At 34.1% G+C, this 16,006-nt stretch carries 15 protein-coding genes; 6 read left to right on the forward strand and 9 right to left on the reverse strand.

Annotated features, from left to right (window positions below):
• Nucleotides 1-22 precede the first annotated feature (22 nt).
• Together leuS and IHE43_RS04595 are read left to right on the forward strand one after the other, a co-directional pair.
• Nucleotides 23-2,890 (forward strand): leucine--tRNA ligase, encoded by a 2,868-nt coding sequence (leuS, locus tag IHE43_RS04590; protein ID WP_192186895.1) that lies wholly within the window; start codon nucleotides 23-25, stop codon nucleotides 2,888-2,890.
• Between the two features lie 297 nt (nucleotides 2,891-3,187).
• Nucleotides 3,188-3,874, forward strand: coding sequence for a zinc metallopeptidase (locus tag IHE43_RS04595; RefSeq protein ID WP_192186896.1), 687 nt, complete (start codon nucleotides 3,188-3,190; stop codon nucleotides 3,872-3,874).
• 71 nt (nucleotides 3,875-3,945) lie between these two features.
• Here the strand turns inward: IHE43_RS04595 and IHE43_RS04600 are convergent, their stop codons facing one another.
• The 4 genes from IHE43_RS04600 to IHE43_RS04615 form a co-directional block, all read right to left on the reverse strand.
• On the reverse strand, nucleotides 3,946-4,224 hold the full coding sequence (locus IHE43_RS04600; RefSeq protein WP_192186897.1) for a hypothetical protein: 279 nt from the start codon (nucleotides 4,222-4,224) through the stop codon (nucleotides 3,946-3,948).
• A 34-nt stretch (nucleotides 4,225-4,258) separates the two neighbouring features.
• Nucleotides 4,259-4,729, reverse strand: coding sequence for an Lrp/AsnC family transcriptional regulator (locus IHE43_RS04605; RefSeq protein WP_192186898.1), 471 nt, complete (start codon nucleotides 4,727-4,729; stop codon nucleotides 4,259-4,261).
• A gap of 346 nt (nucleotides 4,730-5,075) precedes the next feature.
• On the reverse strand, nucleotides 5,076-5,825 hold the full coding sequence (locus IHE43_RS04610; protein ID WP_192186899.1) for a uroporphyrinogen-III synthase: 750 nt from the start codon (nucleotides 5,823-5,825) through the stop codon (nucleotides 5,076-5,078).
• A 14-nt stretch (nucleotides 5,826-5,839) separates the two neighbouring features.
• On the reverse strand, nucleotides 5,840-6,511 hold the full coding sequence (locus IHE43_RS04615; RefSeq protein ID WP_056187234.1) for a DUF4271 domain-containing protein: 672 nt from the start codon (nucleotides 6,509-6,511) through the stop codon (nucleotides 5,840-5,842).
• 105 nt (nucleotides 6,512-6,616) lie between these two features.
• On the opposite strand from IHE43_RS04615, the gene IHE43_RS04620 reads away from it, so the two are divergent.
• The 3 genes from IHE43_RS04620 to IHE43_RS04630 are packed head-to-tail and all read left to right on the forward strand — an operon-like array spanning nucleotide 6,617 to nucleotide 9,185.
• A complete protein-coding gene (locus tag IHE43_RS04620; protein ID WP_192186900.1) occupies nucleotides 6,617-7,342 on the forward strand; it encodes a polyprenol monophosphomannose synthase in 726 nt (241 codons plus the stop codon).
• 10 nt (nucleotides 7,343-7,352) lie between these two features.
• Nucleotides 7,353-8,693: a dihydroorotase gene (locus tag IHE43_RS04625; RefSeq protein ID WP_192186901.1), complete on the forward strand. Its 1,341-nt coding sequence runs from the start codon at nucleotides 7,353-7,355 to the stop codon at nucleotides 8,691-8,693.
• Nucleotides 8,694-8,702: 9 nt separating this feature from the next.
• Complete coding sequence (locus IHE43_RS04630) at nucleotides 8,703-9,185, forward strand: DUF4296 domain-containing protein (protein WP_192186902.1); 483 nt, start codon at nucleotides 8,703-8,705, stop codon at nucleotides 9,183-9,185.
• Nucleotides 9,186-9,189: 4 nt separating this feature from the next.
• Here the strand turns inward: IHE43_RS04630 and IHE43_RS04635 are convergent, their stop codons facing one another.
• Both IHE43_RS04635 and IHE43_RS04640 read right to left on the reverse strand, forming a co-directional pair.
• Nucleotides 9,190-10,191: an NAD-dependent epimerase/dehydratase family protein gene (locus tag IHE43_RS04635; protein WP_192186903.1), complete on the reverse strand. Its 1,002-nt coding sequence runs from the start codon at nucleotides 10,189-10,191 to the stop codon at nucleotides 9,190-9,192.
• Nucleotides 10,192-10,348: 157 nt separating this feature from the next.
• The gene (locus tag IHE43_RS04640) at nucleotides 10,349-11,584 is read right to left on the reverse strand and encodes a hypothetical protein (RefSeq protein WP_192186904.1); all 1,236 of its coding nucleotides are present in this window, start codon (nucleotides 11,582-11,584) and stop codon (nucleotides 10,349-10,351) included.
• Between the two features lie 193 nt (nucleotides 11,585-11,777).
• On the opposite strand from IHE43_RS04640, the gene tyrS reads away from it, so the two are divergent.
• Nucleotides 11,778-13,073, forward strand: a complete 1,296-nt coding sequence (tyrS, locus tag IHE43_RS04645) for a tyrosine--tRNA ligase (RefSeq protein WP_192186905.1) — start codon at nucleotides 11,778-11,780, stop codon at nucleotides 13,071-13,073.
• Between the two features lie 68 nt (nucleotides 13,074-13,141).
• On the opposite strand, the gene IHE43_RS04650 is transcribed toward tyrS, so the two are convergent.
• The 3 genes from IHE43_RS04650 to IHE43_RS04660 all read right to left on the reverse strand — a co-directional run bounded on the left by IHE43_RS04650 (nucleotide 13,142) and on the right by IHE43_RS04660 (nucleotide 15,884).
• Nucleotides 13,142-14,122, reverse strand: a complete 981-nt coding sequence (locus tag IHE43_RS04650) for an acyl transferase (RefSeq protein ID WP_192186906.1) — start codon at nucleotides 14,120-14,122, stop codon at nucleotides 13,142-13,144.
• Between the two features lie 125 nt (nucleotides 14,123-14,247).
• Nucleotides 14,248-14,586, reverse strand: coding sequence for a T9SS type A sorting domain-containing protein (locus tag IHE43_RS04655; protein ID WP_192186907.1), 339 nt, complete (start codon nucleotides 14,584-14,586; stop codon nucleotides 14,248-14,250).
• A 107-nt stretch (nucleotides 14,587-14,693) separates the two neighbouring features.
• A complete protein-coding gene (locus tag IHE43_RS04660; RefSeq protein ID WP_192186908.1) occupies nucleotides 14,694-15,884 on the reverse strand; it encodes a hypothetical protein in 1,191 nt (396 codons plus the stop codon).
• Nucleotides 15,885-16,006: the final 122 nt, after the last annotated feature.

Genomic DNA, 16,006 nt, shown 5'->3' on the forward strand with positions numbered 1-16,006 from the left:
AACCTTTGAACCTTAAAGAAGAATGAAATACAATCCAAACGAAATCGAAGAAAAATGGCAAAAATATTGGGCTGAAAACCAAACTTTTGCTGCAAGTAATAATTCTGAAAAACCAAAGCATTATGTCTTAGACATGTTTCCTTATCCATCAGGAGCAGGATTACACGTTGGGCATCCGCTGGGGTATATTGCTTCAGATGTTTATTCTCGTTTCAAAAGACATCAGGGTTTCAATGTTTTGCACCCAATGGGATATGACAGTTTTGGATTGCCTGCGGAACAATATGCGATTCAGACTGGACAGCGTCCGGAAGATACAACGCGCGTAAATATTGACGGTGGAGTTGATAAAGAAGGAAAACAAATTGCCGGATACAGAAAACAATTAGATAAAATCGGGTTTTCATTTGACTGGAGCCGCGAAGTGCGTACTTCAAATCCTGATTATTACAAACATACACAATGGATTTTTATCCAATTATTCAATTCATGGTATTGCAGAAAACAAGGAAAAGCTTATGATATTGCTGAACTTGTAAAAGTTTTTGAAGAAGAAGGAAATAAATTGGTTGAAGCAGTTTGCGATGATAACGTTGCGATTTTTACTGCAGCAGAATGGAATTCGTATTCTGAAGATCAAAAAGAAAAAATCCTTTTGCAATACAGAATGACGTATTTAGCAGAAACAGAAGTAAACTGGTGTCCTGGTTTAGGAACTGTTTTAGCAAATGACGAAATCGTAAATGGAGTTTCTGAACGTGGAGGATATCCTGTAATCCGTAAAAAAATGACCCAATGGAGCATGCGAATTTCTGCTTATGCAGAGCGTTTGTTGCAAGGTTTAAATAATATAGACTGGAGTGAATCTATAAAAGAATCACAAAGAAACTGGATTGGGAAATCAGTTGGTGCGATGGTTTCTTTCAACGTGAAAAATCATGATGAAGTAATCGATGTCTTCACAACTCGTCCTGATACTATTTTTGGAGTTACATTTATGACTTTGGCTCCCGAACATGATTTGGTTGGTAAAATTACAACTCTGGAACAAAAAGCAACTGTTGAAGCGTATATCGAAAAAACGGCAAAACGTTCAGAGCGTGAGCGTATGGCTGATGTGAAAACCATTTCTGGAGTATTTACAGGAGCTTATGCAGAACATCCTTTTACGAAAGAAGCAATTCCGGTTTGGATTGGAGATTACGTTTTGGCAGGTTACGGAACGGGTGCTGTAATGGCGGTTCCTTGTGGAGACGAGAGAGATTACGCTTTTGCGAATTTCTTTAATGGTCAAAACGGAATGGCGGAAATCAAAAATATTTTTGCAAATGTTGATATTTCTGAAGCGGCATACGGTTCAAAAGACAATGTTGTAATCGCCAATTCTGATTTCTTAAACGGATTAAATTACAAAGAAGCAACTCAGGCTGTAATTACAGCTTTAGAAAAAATAGGACAAGGAAGCGGAAAAACAAATTACCGTTTGCGTGATGCTGTTTTCTCTCGCCAGCGTTATTGGGGAGAGCCTTTTCCTGTTTATTATGTAAACGGATTGCCAAAAATGATTGATGCACAGCATTTGCCAATCATTTTGCCTGAAGTTGAGAAGTATTTACCAACCGAAGATGGTTTGCCTCCGTTAGGAAATGCAGCTGTTTGGGCTTGGGATTCAAAAAACAATAAAGTTGTCAATACAGATTTAGTAGACAATGTGACGATTTTTCCTTTAGAATTGAACACTATGCCTGGTTGGGCGGGAAGTTCATGGTATTGGATGCGTTATATGGATGCACATAATGAGGACAAATTTGCTTCCGCGGAAGCATTAAAATATTGGGAAAGTGTGGATTTATACATTGGAGGAAGCGAGCATGCAACCGGACATTTATTGTATTCTCGTTTCTGGAATAAATTCTTAAAAGACAAAGGTTTTGCACCGACTGAAGAACCATTCAAAAAACTGATTAATCAGGGAATGATTTTGGGAACTAGTGCTTTTGTTTATAGAATTGAAGGAACAAATAGTTTTGTTTCTAAAAATAAAATTGGAGATCATAAAGTACAGCCAATTCATGCTGATGTTTCAATGGTTAATTCTTCTGATGAATTAGATGTCGAAAAATTCAAAGCCTGGAGAGAAGATTATGCTGATGCGGAATTTATTACAGATGATAACGGAAAATACATTGTAGGCCGTGAAGTCGAAAAAATGTCGAAATCAAAATATAATGTTGTAACTCCGGATGATATTTGTGCTGAATATGGTGCTGATACATTGCGTTTGTACGAAATGTTTTTAGGTCCGTTAGAACAGGCAAAACCTTGGAATACGGCTGGAATTTCCGGAGTATTTGGTTTCTTGAAAAAACTTTGGCGTTTGTATATCGATGAGAATAATGGTTTAATCGTAAACAATGACGAAGCAACTAAAGACAACTTAAAATCATTACATAAAACCATCAAAAAAGTAGCGGAAGATATCGAGAATTTCTCTTTCAACACTTCAGTTTCTCAGTTTATGATTTGTGTGAACGAATTGTCATCTCAAAATTGTCATTCAAGAGCGATTTTAGAGCCATTAGCAATTTTGGTTTCGCCATATGCACCACATATTGCTGAAGAATTATGGGCACAATTGGGTCATACAACTTCAATTGCAACAGTTGATTTCCCTGTTTTTGATGCGAAACATTTAGTAGAAAGCAGTAAAGAATATCCAGTTTCTTTCAACGGAAAAATGCGTTTCACTATCGAATTGCCTTTGGATTTAACCGCAGCGCAAATCGAAGAAATCATTATGAAAGACGAAAGAACATTAAAACAATTAGATGGTAAAACACCAAATAAAGTGATTATTGTTCCTGGGAAGATCATCAATTTGGTTGGATAAACAAATAAATTTCAAATATTAAAAATTCCAAATTCCAAATTCCAAATTCCAAATTCCAATTTTACGATTGGGGTTTGGGATTTTTTTTGCGTCTATTTTTTGTCACGGCTCAAGCGATAGCGACAGACGAAGTAAATTTGTGGCTAAAAAAAAACATCCTCAATTGGAATTTGGAATTTTCATATTTGGAATTTAATTTAAAATTAGGATGTCATTTTGGCATTTTAGAAAAATGGTTCGTAAATTGTAGAATATTAAAAAAGCATATTCTAAAAACAATTTAAAAAATATAAAAACATGGGAAGTGGATATTTAATTATTGCCGGAGCAATTATGTTGTTCAGTTGGCTCGTGAGTTCAAAGTTAAAGAGCAAGTTTGAGTTATATTCTAAACTGCAATTAAGAAACGGAATGAGTGGTGCCGAAATTGCTGAAAAAATGCTAGCAGATAACGGAATTAGAGATGTTCGTGTAATCTCGACTCCGGGTCAGTTAACAGATCACTACAATCCGTCAGATAAAACAGTTAATTTAAGTGAGGCGGTTTACAATCATCGCAACGCTGCTGCTGCTGCAGTTGCAGCGCACGAGTGTGGCCACGCAGTTCAACATTCGATAGGATATGAATGGCTAACAATGCGTTCTAAGTTAGTACCGATTGTTAGTGTAGCATCTAATTATGTACAATGGATTTTGTTAGCAGGAATCTTAATGATGAGGGCTTTCCCGCAATTGTTATTAATCGGAATAATCATTTTTGCTGCAACAACATTATTTACAATCATTACTTTGCCTGTAGAATATGATGCAAGCAACAGAGCATTGGCCTGGTTGGAAAATAAGCACATGCTGACACAAGAAGAGCAGGCGGGAGCAAAAGATGCCTTAAAATGGGCCGCAAGAACTTATGTAGTAGCGGCAATTGGTTCTATTGCGACGTTACTGTACTATATTTCGATTTATTCAGGGAACAGGAGAAACTAATTTGATAATTAGTCAATTAGAAAATTTTACGGTAAACCCCGACAGATTTTGAAATCTGTCGGGGTTTGTTTTTATTTAGCTTCATTTAATTTTAAGAGAATAAAAAGTAAAACCCAAAGTCCTGCAAGCGTGAAAATAGAATATAAATATTGTTTTTCTTCAGATTTATATAATTTGTAAAAAAGGGCAATGGTATAAATTATACTTATTGGAATTGCGAGAAGAAATAAAACAGCACCCATTCCAGGAGCACACGGACCGCCTGGGTCAATTTCAGCATAAATGAAAGTGATTATGAAATACACTGTAAAAAAGAATATCGTTTTGTATTCAGATCTAATATTTATCATGCAGTTTTAATTATCTAATTGACACATTATCTCATTAAAGCTGAATCTGCCTGTCAATTTGCTGATCCAATGAAATAAAAGTTTCCGTTCTTGAAACCCCTTCAATAGCCTGAATTTTGGTGTTCAAAAGCTGCATTAAATGCTCATTATCACGGCAAATAATTTTAATCAAAACCGACCAGTTTCCGGTAGTATAATGACATTCTAAAACTTCTGGAATTTTTTTTAAGTCTTTTACAGCTTCAGAATTTCTGGAAGCTTTGTCCAAATAAATTCCGATAAATGCCATAGTGTTATAACCTAAAACTTTTGGGTTTACAGTAAATTTTGATCCAGAAATTACACCCGATTGTTCCAGTTTTTTCAAACGCTGATGAATTGCCGCTCCGGAAATGCCTATTTTATTAGCAATTTGTAAAATAGGTTTTCGGGCATCATCCATTAAGTAACGAAGAATTTCTTTGTCGATACCGTCAATTTCAATTATAAGGGAGTTGATTTTCATGAATTGTAATTTGAAACTAATTTAGTTGTTTGGGTTTTAGTTAGAAATCAAATGTACTCAAAATGCTGTAAAAAAGAAAATTCCAATGTTTGAAACTCCAAACATACTAACTTTGATCTTGTGAGGTTAATATCAGAAATCAATCATATTGGATAGCCCGCGGTTTCAACCGTGGCAGACGGATTGCGATAAAAATTTGTGATAAAAAATTTTGCTTCAACTACGGATACCGACGACAATATCAAGGTTTGAGGGTGTTGTTAAAGTTTTATCTAAAAAAGAAAAATTCCAAATCTCAACAGAAAGTTGGAATTTGGAATTTTCAATATTGTAATTTAAAAAGAATTTATTTTCCTTTGTTTGCTTCACTAATGTATTTTTCTAAAGCCATTGTCATAGAAGGTGTTTCAGGTGTTGGAGCAAGAATGTCAATTCTTAAGCCATAATCTAAAGCTTCTTTTTGAGTTGTGCTTCCAAAAACAGCAATTCTGGTCTCGTTTTGTTTAAAGTCCGGGAAGTTTTTAAATAAAGATTTAATTCCGGTTGGACTAAAAAATGCTAAAACGTCATAATAAACATCAGCCAAATCAGATAAGTCACTCATTACAGTTTTGTAAAAAATAGCCTGAGTCCAATCTACTTTTAAGTTGTTTAATGTAATAGGTGCATCTGCATTTAATTGATCAGAAGCTGGTAACAAGAATTTTTCATCCTTGTATTTTTTAATAAGAGGGGATAAGTCTGCAAAATCTTTTGCTCCCACATAAATTTTACGCTTTCTGTACACTACATATTTTTGCAGGTAAAACGCAACAGCTTCAGATTGACAAAAATACTTCAATCCTTCTGGGACTTTGTAACGCATTTCATCAGCCACTCTAAAAAAATGATCTACAGCATTTCGACTTGTTAAAATGATCGCAGTGTAATGATTAAGATCGATTTTTTGTAATCGAATCTCTTTTGCGCTAACCCCTTCCACATGAATAAATGGTCTGAAATCAATTTTTATTTTGTGTTTTTGTTGGAGCTCAAAGTAAGGAGAATTCTCCACTTTAGGTTCAGGCTGTGACACCAAAATTGTTTTCACTTTCATATTATAAACATTTTCTAAGCACTCCCTTTTGTAATCCAATAATAGAGAAAATAATAAGGCGCTATTTCAAGTGCGCAAAGATATAAAATAAAATAAAATAACTTGCTGAATATTACATTTTGATATGTTTTAATCGAAATAAAATAAGAGTAGAGGCTTAGACACAGCGAAACGCCTATGATTACTAGAGGAATGATTTGCGGAATATTGTCATAATAGAACAAAACGGCATTGATAGGCAGAATTAAAACGCCAATATAGGTTCTGTAAGTTACTTTTTGTAAGTTAAAAAGGTCTGCAAAATCGTCAATATTGAAGGAAGTAGCTACAATTTTCTCAATTAAATATTTTGCAAGGATAAAATAGAGTAAAAAGGTGGCGATCTGAATAAATAAAATCCAGTCGGTTTTTTTAATACTATCGTCAAAAATATTCAACGTGAGCAGAATGAAAAAAGCAAACGAAATAACCTGAACGAAAAACAAGCCAATAGTAAAACTGCTTTTCAAATGGTTATTATCACGATAAATTTTTGCGTATTTATCAGAAAAAATAAGCTTACTAAATTCGCTGAATCTAGTTTCATAAGCTGATTTTGTCATTGCAACAACGGCAAAGGTCACCACAAATAAAAGTGTTGCCCAATCTTTGTTTTCGAGGATTCTGGGAGTAAGTTGTTCAATCATAACGACACAAAATTAGTAATTTTTTGTTTCAATACTTTTATTATAAATTTATTATGAATCAAATGCCATAAAAAGTTTACTTTTGCGGTGAAATTACCCAGAAAAATGAATGATTGTATTGTCATAATTCCCACTTACAACGAAATCGAAAATATTGAAAGTATAGTTAGAGCTGTTCTTTCACAACATAAACCTTTTCATCTCTTAATTGTTGATGATAATTCGCCAGATTTTACTGCAAATAAAGTAATTGCATTACAGGAAGAATTTCCAGACAGGTTGTTTTTAGAAAATAGAGCCAAAAAATCAGGTTTAGGAACTGCTTATGTTCACGGTTTCAGATGGGCTTTAGAACGTAATTATGATTTCATTTTTGAAATGGATGCTGATTTTTCCCATAATCCCAACGATCTTGAAAAATTATATGACGCCTGTCACTTTGGAGGCGCATCATTAGCTGTTGGATCTCGTTATGTAACGGGTGTAAATGTGGTAAACTGGCCTTTAAGCCGTGTCTTGATGTCTTATTTTGCTTCGGTTTATGTGAAATTTATTACCGGAATGAAAATTCATGATGCAACTGCAGGTTTTGTTTGTTATAAAAGAGAAGTTTTAGAGAAGATAAATCTGAACAAAATTAAGTTTGTTGGATATGCTTTTCAAATCGAAATGAAATATCGAACATATTGTGGTAAATTTGAAATAACAGAAGTTCCGATTATTTTTACGGATCGGACTAAAGGAGTTTCAAAAATGAGCAATGCCATTATCAAAGAAGCTATACTAGGAGTAATTTCTCTTCGATTAAAAAAATTATTCAATACATTATAAAGCCAGGGCGATGAACAGGATTTTAATTAAGAATGCTAAAATTGTAAACGAAGGATCAATTTTTGAAGGTGATGTTTTGATCGAAAACGACTTAATCGTTGAAATTTCAGACAGCATCAGCTTAAAAACATCTGATTGCAAAGTAATAGATGCCGAAGGAAGTTATTTAATGCCGGGAGCAATTGATGATCAGGTTCACTTTAGAGAACCGGGATTAACACACAAAGGAGATATAGAATCAGAATCGAGAGCGGCAGTTGCGGGTGGGATTACTTCTTTCATCGAACAGCCAAATACGGTTCCGAATGCGGTTACTCAGGAAATACTTGAAGATAAATACGTGATTGCTGCCGAAAAATCATTTGCGAATTATTCGTTTATGATGGGTGCAACCAATGATAATCTGGAAGAAGTTCTAAAAACGAATCCAAAGAATGTTGCCGGAATTAAGATTTTTTTAGGTTCTTCTACCGGAAATATGTTGGTTGATAAAGAAGAAACTTTAGAGAAAATCTTCTCAAGTACACCAATGTTAATTGCAGTTCATTGTGAAGATGAAACGACAATTCAAAATAATCTTGCAGCTTTTAAAGAAGAATACGGTGATGATATTCCGGTAACGGCGCATCATTTAATTCGTAGTGCCGAAGCTTGTTATATTTCATCTTCAAAAGCAGTTGCTTTAGCAAAAAAAACGGGAGCGCGTTTGCATATATTTCATCTTTCGACAGCGAAGGAAATGGAATTGTTTACGAATAAAATTCCGTTAGAAGATAAAAAAATTACCGCTGAGGTTTGTGTACATCATCTTTGGTTTACCGATGAAGATTACAAAACAAAAGGGAATTTTATTAAATGGAATCCTGCTATTAAAACCGCTGAAGACAGGGCTGAGCTTTGGAAAGCTTTAAATGATGGTCGTATTGATGTTATTGCAACAGACCACGCGCCACATACTAAAGAAGAAAAAATGCAGTCGTATTTAAAAGCGCCTTCTGGAGGTCCGTTGGTTCAGCATGCTGTTGTAGCAATGTTTGAAGCACATCATCAGGGGAAAATTACTGTAGAAAAAATCGTGGAGAAAATGTGCCACAATCCGGCTAAAATTTTCAAAATCGAAAAAAGAGGTTTTATAAAAGAAGGTTATTTTGCCGATTTGGTAATTGTAAATCCAAGTTTGCCATGGAGTGTTAAACCGGAGAATATTTTATATAAATGCGGCTGGTCGCCGTTTGAAAATTTTACTTTTAAATCCAGGATCACACATACTTTTGTAAATGGTGAAATGGTTTACAATAATTTTAAAGTAAAAGATATTCGTGCCGGAAAGAGATTATTGTTTGACAGATAAAAAGGGTAAATGAAGAATTTTGTATTTATAATATTGGTTTTGTTTCTTTCTGTAAGTTGTAAAAAAGAATTGGTCAAAGAGCCAAAACGACTTATTGAGAAAGAAAAAATGATTGATATTATGTATGATTTGTCTCTTTTGGAGGCAATCAAATATCAAAATCCATTGTCTTTGGATTCTGTTAATTCTGATCCAAAGAATTTTGTTCTTAAAAAATACAAAGTAGACAGCCTTCAGTTTGCTCAAAGCAATATTTATTACGCAGCCGATTACAATACGTACAAGGAAATGTATGATGAAATTGGAAAGCGATTAGCTGTGAAGCAACGGGCCGTCGATTCGATTGTTAAAATTGAAGAGAAGAAGGCTGCAAAAGTTGCAAAAGCTGCTGCTAAAAAGAATAAGGCAAAAGTGAATCCAAAAGATTCCATAAAAAAGCCTTCAAAACCTATAAATATTGATTCAATCAGAAGAACAAGACAATTAAGATAGTTTTTTACAATTTAGAAGTGTCTTTTATATATTGATGAACATCTAGAAAAACCGTTCCCAGAGCGGTTTTTATCTTTTCATTTGAATAGAGATTTTTAGAATAAGAAGCTTTTGCGGTTGCTTTGGTCATGCGTCTTTTCTGAAAGAACAGGGTTGAAAATATTCCGTCAGCTATCCAAAGAAAATTCATAAATATTGGCGCTGCGTGAATAGTTGGTCTTTTTACTTTTAAAGTCTCAGCAATTGTATTTAGAATATCTCTGAAAACAATATTGTCTGAAATTAAAGTAAAGCGTTCATTTTTGATATCACTTTTCATTAATTCAAAAGCAATTTTCACTACGTCATTTACGGTAATAAAGCCAGTGTTTCCCAATGTGTAAAACGGAAGCCCGTTAGCCACTTTTCGATACAGTTCATTGCTGCCTTCCTGAAAAATTTTTGTTGTTGCAATTGGTCCTAAAATCACGCCAGGATTTATAATAATAATATCTAAGCCTTCCTGAACAGCACGCCAAACTTCCATTTCGGCACCATATTTAGAAATAGCGTAGTCACTATGTGGTTTTTCGGGATTCCAGTCGGTTTCTTCGGTTATGTAGGTTTCGTGTGGTGCTAAATCTCCCAAAGCGGCAATAGAACTTACAAAACATAATTTCTTTATTCCTTTGGCCAAAGAAAAATTAACCATATTGGCAGTTCCTTCGATATTTGTTTTTCTGAGTGAATCTTCGTCTTTTGGATCGAATGAAATTAAAGCAGCACAATGGTAAACGTATTTAATATCAATAAAAGCAATTTCAAGTGAAGGAACGTCTAAAATATCGGCTTCAAGCCAATTAATTTTTTTAAATAAATCAATTTTCCCATAAAGTTCAAAAACCGATTTTGTTTTCTGAATGTTATTTTGGTTGCGGTAAATTGCCCGGACGTTCTCTCCATTTTCAATTAAATTAAGCAATAAATGTGCGCCAACTAAACCTGTTCCTCCAGTTACTAGTACCATTTTGTAAAGATAACTTTTTGGTTGGAAGGTGCAAAGGTACTGAGGCCCAAAGTTGCAAAGGTTTTTTGATTATATTTGAAACCCAAACATATATGAAAAAAGCCGTCAGAATTATGTTTTTAAATTTTCTGACAGCTTTTTCGATATAATAAAATGTTTAGAAAACAGTGTAAGATACTAATAAATCTACGCTGCTGAAATTAGTAGAGAAAGGCATATAGTTGTTTAATAAGTTTTTGCCTGCATTGTATCTAATTTCGGTACTAATTTTGTTTTTAAAATTGTAACCAATGCCACAAGCAAAATTACCTTGAGTTTTTCCATCTAAATTTACATATTTAGATTCATAAGTGAATTTTCCGCCCAGAGTAACTACATAGGCACCGTTTATAAATATTTTTGAATTTTGATTCAAAAAGAAATAATGGCGCACGCCTACAGGAAGACTAAAACCTGAATATTTTACGGTAGATGGATGTTCGACATGTTGACTGTTAGTCACGCTGTATAGTACACCGTAATCTTGACTGTCTTCATATTTTTGATAAAATAATCCCATGAATGCGCTCCATTTATTTTTGTTGAAAGGAAAAATATATTCTGCTTCAAGGCCGAATGTTGGCTGAACTTTATTGTCGTATTTAGCATTTTGGTATCCAGAACTTTCTGCGCCGTCTACAGTTAGAGAGGTGAAACTTGCGCCCGCAGATACTTTTAAGTAAAAGATACCTTTGTTTTTAGTGTTTATAGTTTTTTCAATCGTGGCTGCATCAGCGTCGTTATACTTTAAAAAATATTTAACTAATGGTTCTGTTTTGTATGTCAGCCTTTTGATTTCGTTCTCGCTGGTATTTTCGTTCTTTACGTTATTGAATAACTGTTGCTTGAAATAATTATTTTCCTCTGTTGTTTTGGCGTTAGTTTGATCATCAATTAAAAGGTATTCTTTAAAAACAAGCTGTTCTGTTGGAACATTGGCTGTTTCATAAAAGAATCTTACCATATCTTTATTAACATAATAATACAATGTTGCTTGTCCTTGTGTTACTATTTTTAAAAAGAGCGTATCCTCTTTCCATACTGGGTTTTTTGTTGTTGAAATGTTTTCTAATCGATTGTCTGACATGTCAATTTTTACAGTTGCTCTTTTAAACGATGCGCCATTTTCAACGCCAAATTCTTTTGCAGTTGCAATAGTTTCTGTTTTAATATCAGTGTCGTCGACTGAGAGTTTATATTTGAAGTCGACAGGATTGTTGTACCAGTCAATATTTTTAATGAAACATTCTGTTTTTGTTCCATTGTTTGAAATAAAGTATCCTTTCTCGAAAGAAATTTGAGCATTAACTGCCGAGAAGTAAAGGAATAATGTTAGTAGTAAAAGTTTTTTCATAGAAATGGTTTTGGTTGCCGAAAGTATAGAAATTAGATTGTGTTTTTTTACGGGTTTCCACATTTTTAGTTTTTTTTTTTTGATTAAAAGTTTTAAAGCTTTAAGTTTTCTTTGCCTTTATTGTATTTGATTTCGTATTGCTTTTTGATTTTGATATTGACATTGATTACATTTGCACAAATTATTTTAAAAAATGAAGAATCTAGTTGAAGAATTAAAGTGGCGCGGGTTATATCATGATAGCATGCCAGGAACGGAAGAACAATTGCTGAAAGAAGTAACTACAGCATATATTGGTTTTGATCCAACGGCAGATTCACTACATATTGGTAGTATGGTTCAGATTATTTTATTGGTTCATTTAAAGAATTTTGGTCATCAGCCTATTGCTTTGGTTGGTGGTGCAACCGGAATGATTGGTGATCCATCTGGAAAATCTGATGAAAGAAATTTGCTGAACGAAGAAACTTTAGCTAAAAACGTTGCCGGAATCAAAAGTGTTTTGTCTCGTTTCTTAGATTTTAATTCTTCTGATAAAAATGCGCCGGTTATGGTGAATAACTATGACTGGATGAAAGAATTCTCCTTTATTGATTTTGCCCGTGAAGTTGGAAAACGTATCACGGTAAATTATATGATGGCAAAAGATTCTGTTAAAAAGAGATTGAGCGGTGAAGGGGAAGGAATGTCTTTTACTGAATTTACCTACCAATTAATTCAGGGTTACGATTTTTATCATTTATATAAAAACAATGGCTGCCTTTTGCAAATGGGAGGTTCTGACCAATGGGGAAATATAACCACCGGTACAGAATTAGTGCGCAGAATGGGTGGAGAAAGTGCAAAAGCATTTGCTTTAACGACACCATTAATTACAAAAGCAGACGGATCTAAATTCGGAAAATCTGAAGGAGGAAATGTTTGGCTGGATGCTGATAAAACGTCCGTTTATAAATTTTACCAATTTTGGGTAAATGCTACAGATGTTGATGCTGAAAAATACATCAAAATCTTTACTTTCTTAGATAAAGATACAATTGACGCTTTAATCGAAGAGCACAAAACGGCTCCGCATTTAAGAGTTTTGCAAAAGAAGCTGGCTGAAGAAATTACGATTTTTGTTCACAGTAAAGAAGAATTAGAGAAAGCGATTCAGGCTTCAAATATTTTATTTGGAAATTCAACTTCGGAAGATTTGAAACAATTGGATGAAGCTACTTTTTTGGAAGTTTTTGATGGAGTTCCGCAAGCAGAAATTGCAAATGCAGATCTTGAAAACGGATTAGATATTGTTTCTGTTTTAAATGAAAAAACAGGTTTCTTTAAATCAAACGGAGAAGCGAGACGTGCTCTGACAGCAAATTCAATTTCTGTAAACAGAGAGAAAATAAAAGAAGATTTTGTTTTAACGGCAAATGATTTAATCAACAATCAGTTTGTGTTATTGCAAAGTGGGAAGAAAAATTATTTTGTGATTAGAACTGTTTAACTGTTTAACCGGTAAATCGTTTAATTGTTTTTCGTTTAACCGATTAAACAAATGAACGATTAAACTTTCTAAAGAACCATCAAATTACAACCACGAATATCAGAATTATCAAAACGTCCCAATACCTCGAAAGAGTTGTTGGGATTTTTTTTGCCTAAATCCTGCGTGGCAATAAAAGAACATGAATTAATATTTGCTAAATCAATAACGTTGATTCCGCCAGTTTTTCCATCTTTCACGTACATGAGCGCATCTTCGGGATCGCGGACTAAAATATGCATCCAGGAGGGACATTCAAATATACCTTCACCTAAAGAATAGGCTTGTGCCAAAAGCTCTGTCATGCCATATTCAGAATGAATGGAGGAAACACCAAAACCTTTGCAAAGCTGTTCGTGTAATTCTTCGCGAATCATTTCTTTACGTTTGCCTTTCATTCCCCCAGTTTCCATAATAATGGTATTCTGAAGATTGAATTGATGCTTTTCAATCAAATCTAATAAGGCGTAAGTCACACCAATTAAAATTACGTTTTGGCCGGATTCGTCTAGTGTAGTAAGTTTTTTAATTAAGTCGTCGTGATTATGCAAGTAAAACCCGCTCTCAGACTGATTGGAGAGTTTTATAAGATCTTCAATCATATAAATTAACGAAGAACCATCGCGTTCAAGATAGGACGGCAAAAGGGCTAAAACAACGTAATCTTCGATATTACCATAAAACTGCGAAAATCCGTTTCGGTAGCTTTCTTCATAAAGAGAAACATCGGTAACTAAATGTCGACTTGTAATCATTCCGGTTGTTCCGCTGCTGGTAAAAGTAACCTGAGGCAGATCTGAATTGGAAACAACATCATGACTTTTGAAAAACTGAATGGGTAAAAAAGGAATTTGTTCCAATGATTTTACCTGTTGTGGATTTACTTTTAAAAAATCGCAGAAATCACGATATACCTTATTATTCTCGTGCTGAAAACGAAACACTTTTAGTGCTATTTTTTCAAATTGTTTCTGACTTGAAATGGTAAAGATGTCGTTGGCTGTAATCAAAACTTTTTTTTACAAAGGTATGTATAATTGTAAAAAGTTTTCAGTCGCAGTCGCAGTTTTCAGTTGCAAAGCAAACTGTGACTGAAAACTAAAAAAAGCTCCAACAGGGAGCTTTTTTTTATATTTTACCGAATAATGAGCTTTCGGGTTGCGGAGGCATCTTGTTCGTATATTTTGATGATATAAACACCGGGAACCAAATCAGAAACATTTAATTCTTTTGACGATAAATGGGTTTGAATTACTTTTTTTCCGAGAACATCAAAAATGATTACCTCTTTCTCTAAATCATTTTTAGAGGAGATATAAACCTTTCCGTTTGTCACTGGATTAGGGTACAAGCTTAGTCCCTCAATAGTTGTAGGCTCTTGAGGTTTTGGTAATTGCTTACTGTCTTGTGCTGAAACACTTAAAGTAAAGAAAAATGCCAATAAGAATGTAATATAAAAGTAGTTTTTTGCCATCGCGTAATTTTGGTTACAGTAAATATACAAAAAAAATTACAAAAACTACACCAAAAAAAAACATCCTAAATATTTAGGATGTTTTTAACATTTTATGTTTGAAGAGATTATAGTTTCTCTAATAAGTTTACACCGTCAACAATTGCCCAAGCTCCAGGAGTTAAAGCAGCTCCGGTTGCAGTTGTGCTTGTTGTGAAGTTTCCTGTAGGGAAAGCTACTGTAAATCCAGCAGCACCAGTTCCTGTTAAAGGAGTAGCAGCTTCAGCAACTTTTACGTTTAACATCTTGATTTTTCCACCAGCAACTTGATTTGTATTTGTAGCAGCTTCCTGAATTCTAACAGCAACAGCTCCTGTTGTAGTAAATCCTGATATTACAACATTTGAATATTCACCGTTTCCATCTTTTTTGAATTGGATTGCATCATATTCTACAGAACCTGCAGCTTCAGTTGCTGTTCCTGCAGCTCTTCTTAAAGTAATGTTAGAAACTTTAGGGAAGAACAAGTTGTTTACACTTTTTGCTTCGATTTCCATTCCGAAATTTCCAGAACCTGTTTGGTAAGCAAACCAGTTAGTGTTTGTTTGTCCTTGCCACCCATCTTGCCAGTCAAAAGAGTCATCTGTATTTCCGTAAGAAATCAAGTTTTTAGCACTTACAGTTCCACCATAAAATTCAAAACCGTCATCAGCACCTTTGTAAGCAACTAAGTTTTCTAAAACAGTTCCTGAACCTACTGCGTAAAATGAAAAACCATTCATTTCTGAGTTTCCGTCAAGAATCTTTTTTCCAGCATATTCTACACGCACATATTTTAACGAACCACTGTTACTTGCAGCATTTGTACCACCGTAAACGATATTTGTTCCATCTTCTGAAGTTGCAGTAGTAATAGGTGTTCCGTCAGCAGTTTTTCCTGAAACGATTGGAGCGTCACCAAATAGGATAATTCCACCCCATGAACCTGCAGTTTTAGATTTTTCTGTAAAAACAACTGGTTCTGCAGCAGTACCTGCAATATTTAGCATACCACCTTTTTCTACTAATAATACATCAGTACCGTTAGTTACATCAGCAGTAATTGTAGATCCTGCGTCAAATGTTAAAGTTACACCGCTTTTTATTCTTACTGTACCACTTAGGGTATATGTTCCTTTGATAAAAGTTTTTGAAGCTGTAATATCTCCTGTGATTTCACCAGAACCAGTAGCTGGAGGTGTTACAACATCGTCGTCGTTAGAAGAACAACTTGCGAAAATCAAGCTTAATAGAGAAAGACTTAAGACTAATTTTTTCATTTTTAATGATTTTAAAATTATTTTTTTTGTGTTATTTATTTGAATCAAAAATACTATTGAGGTTTCTAAATTTAGTTAGCTAATTGTTACTAAAGTATTATATAACAATTAGCTGTATGTAA

The sequence above is a fragment of the Flavobacterium sp. MDT1-60 genome, from assembly GCF_014844035.1.
GTDB lineage: Bacteria > Bacteroidota > Bacteroidia > Flavobacteriales > Flavobacteriaceae > Flavobacterium.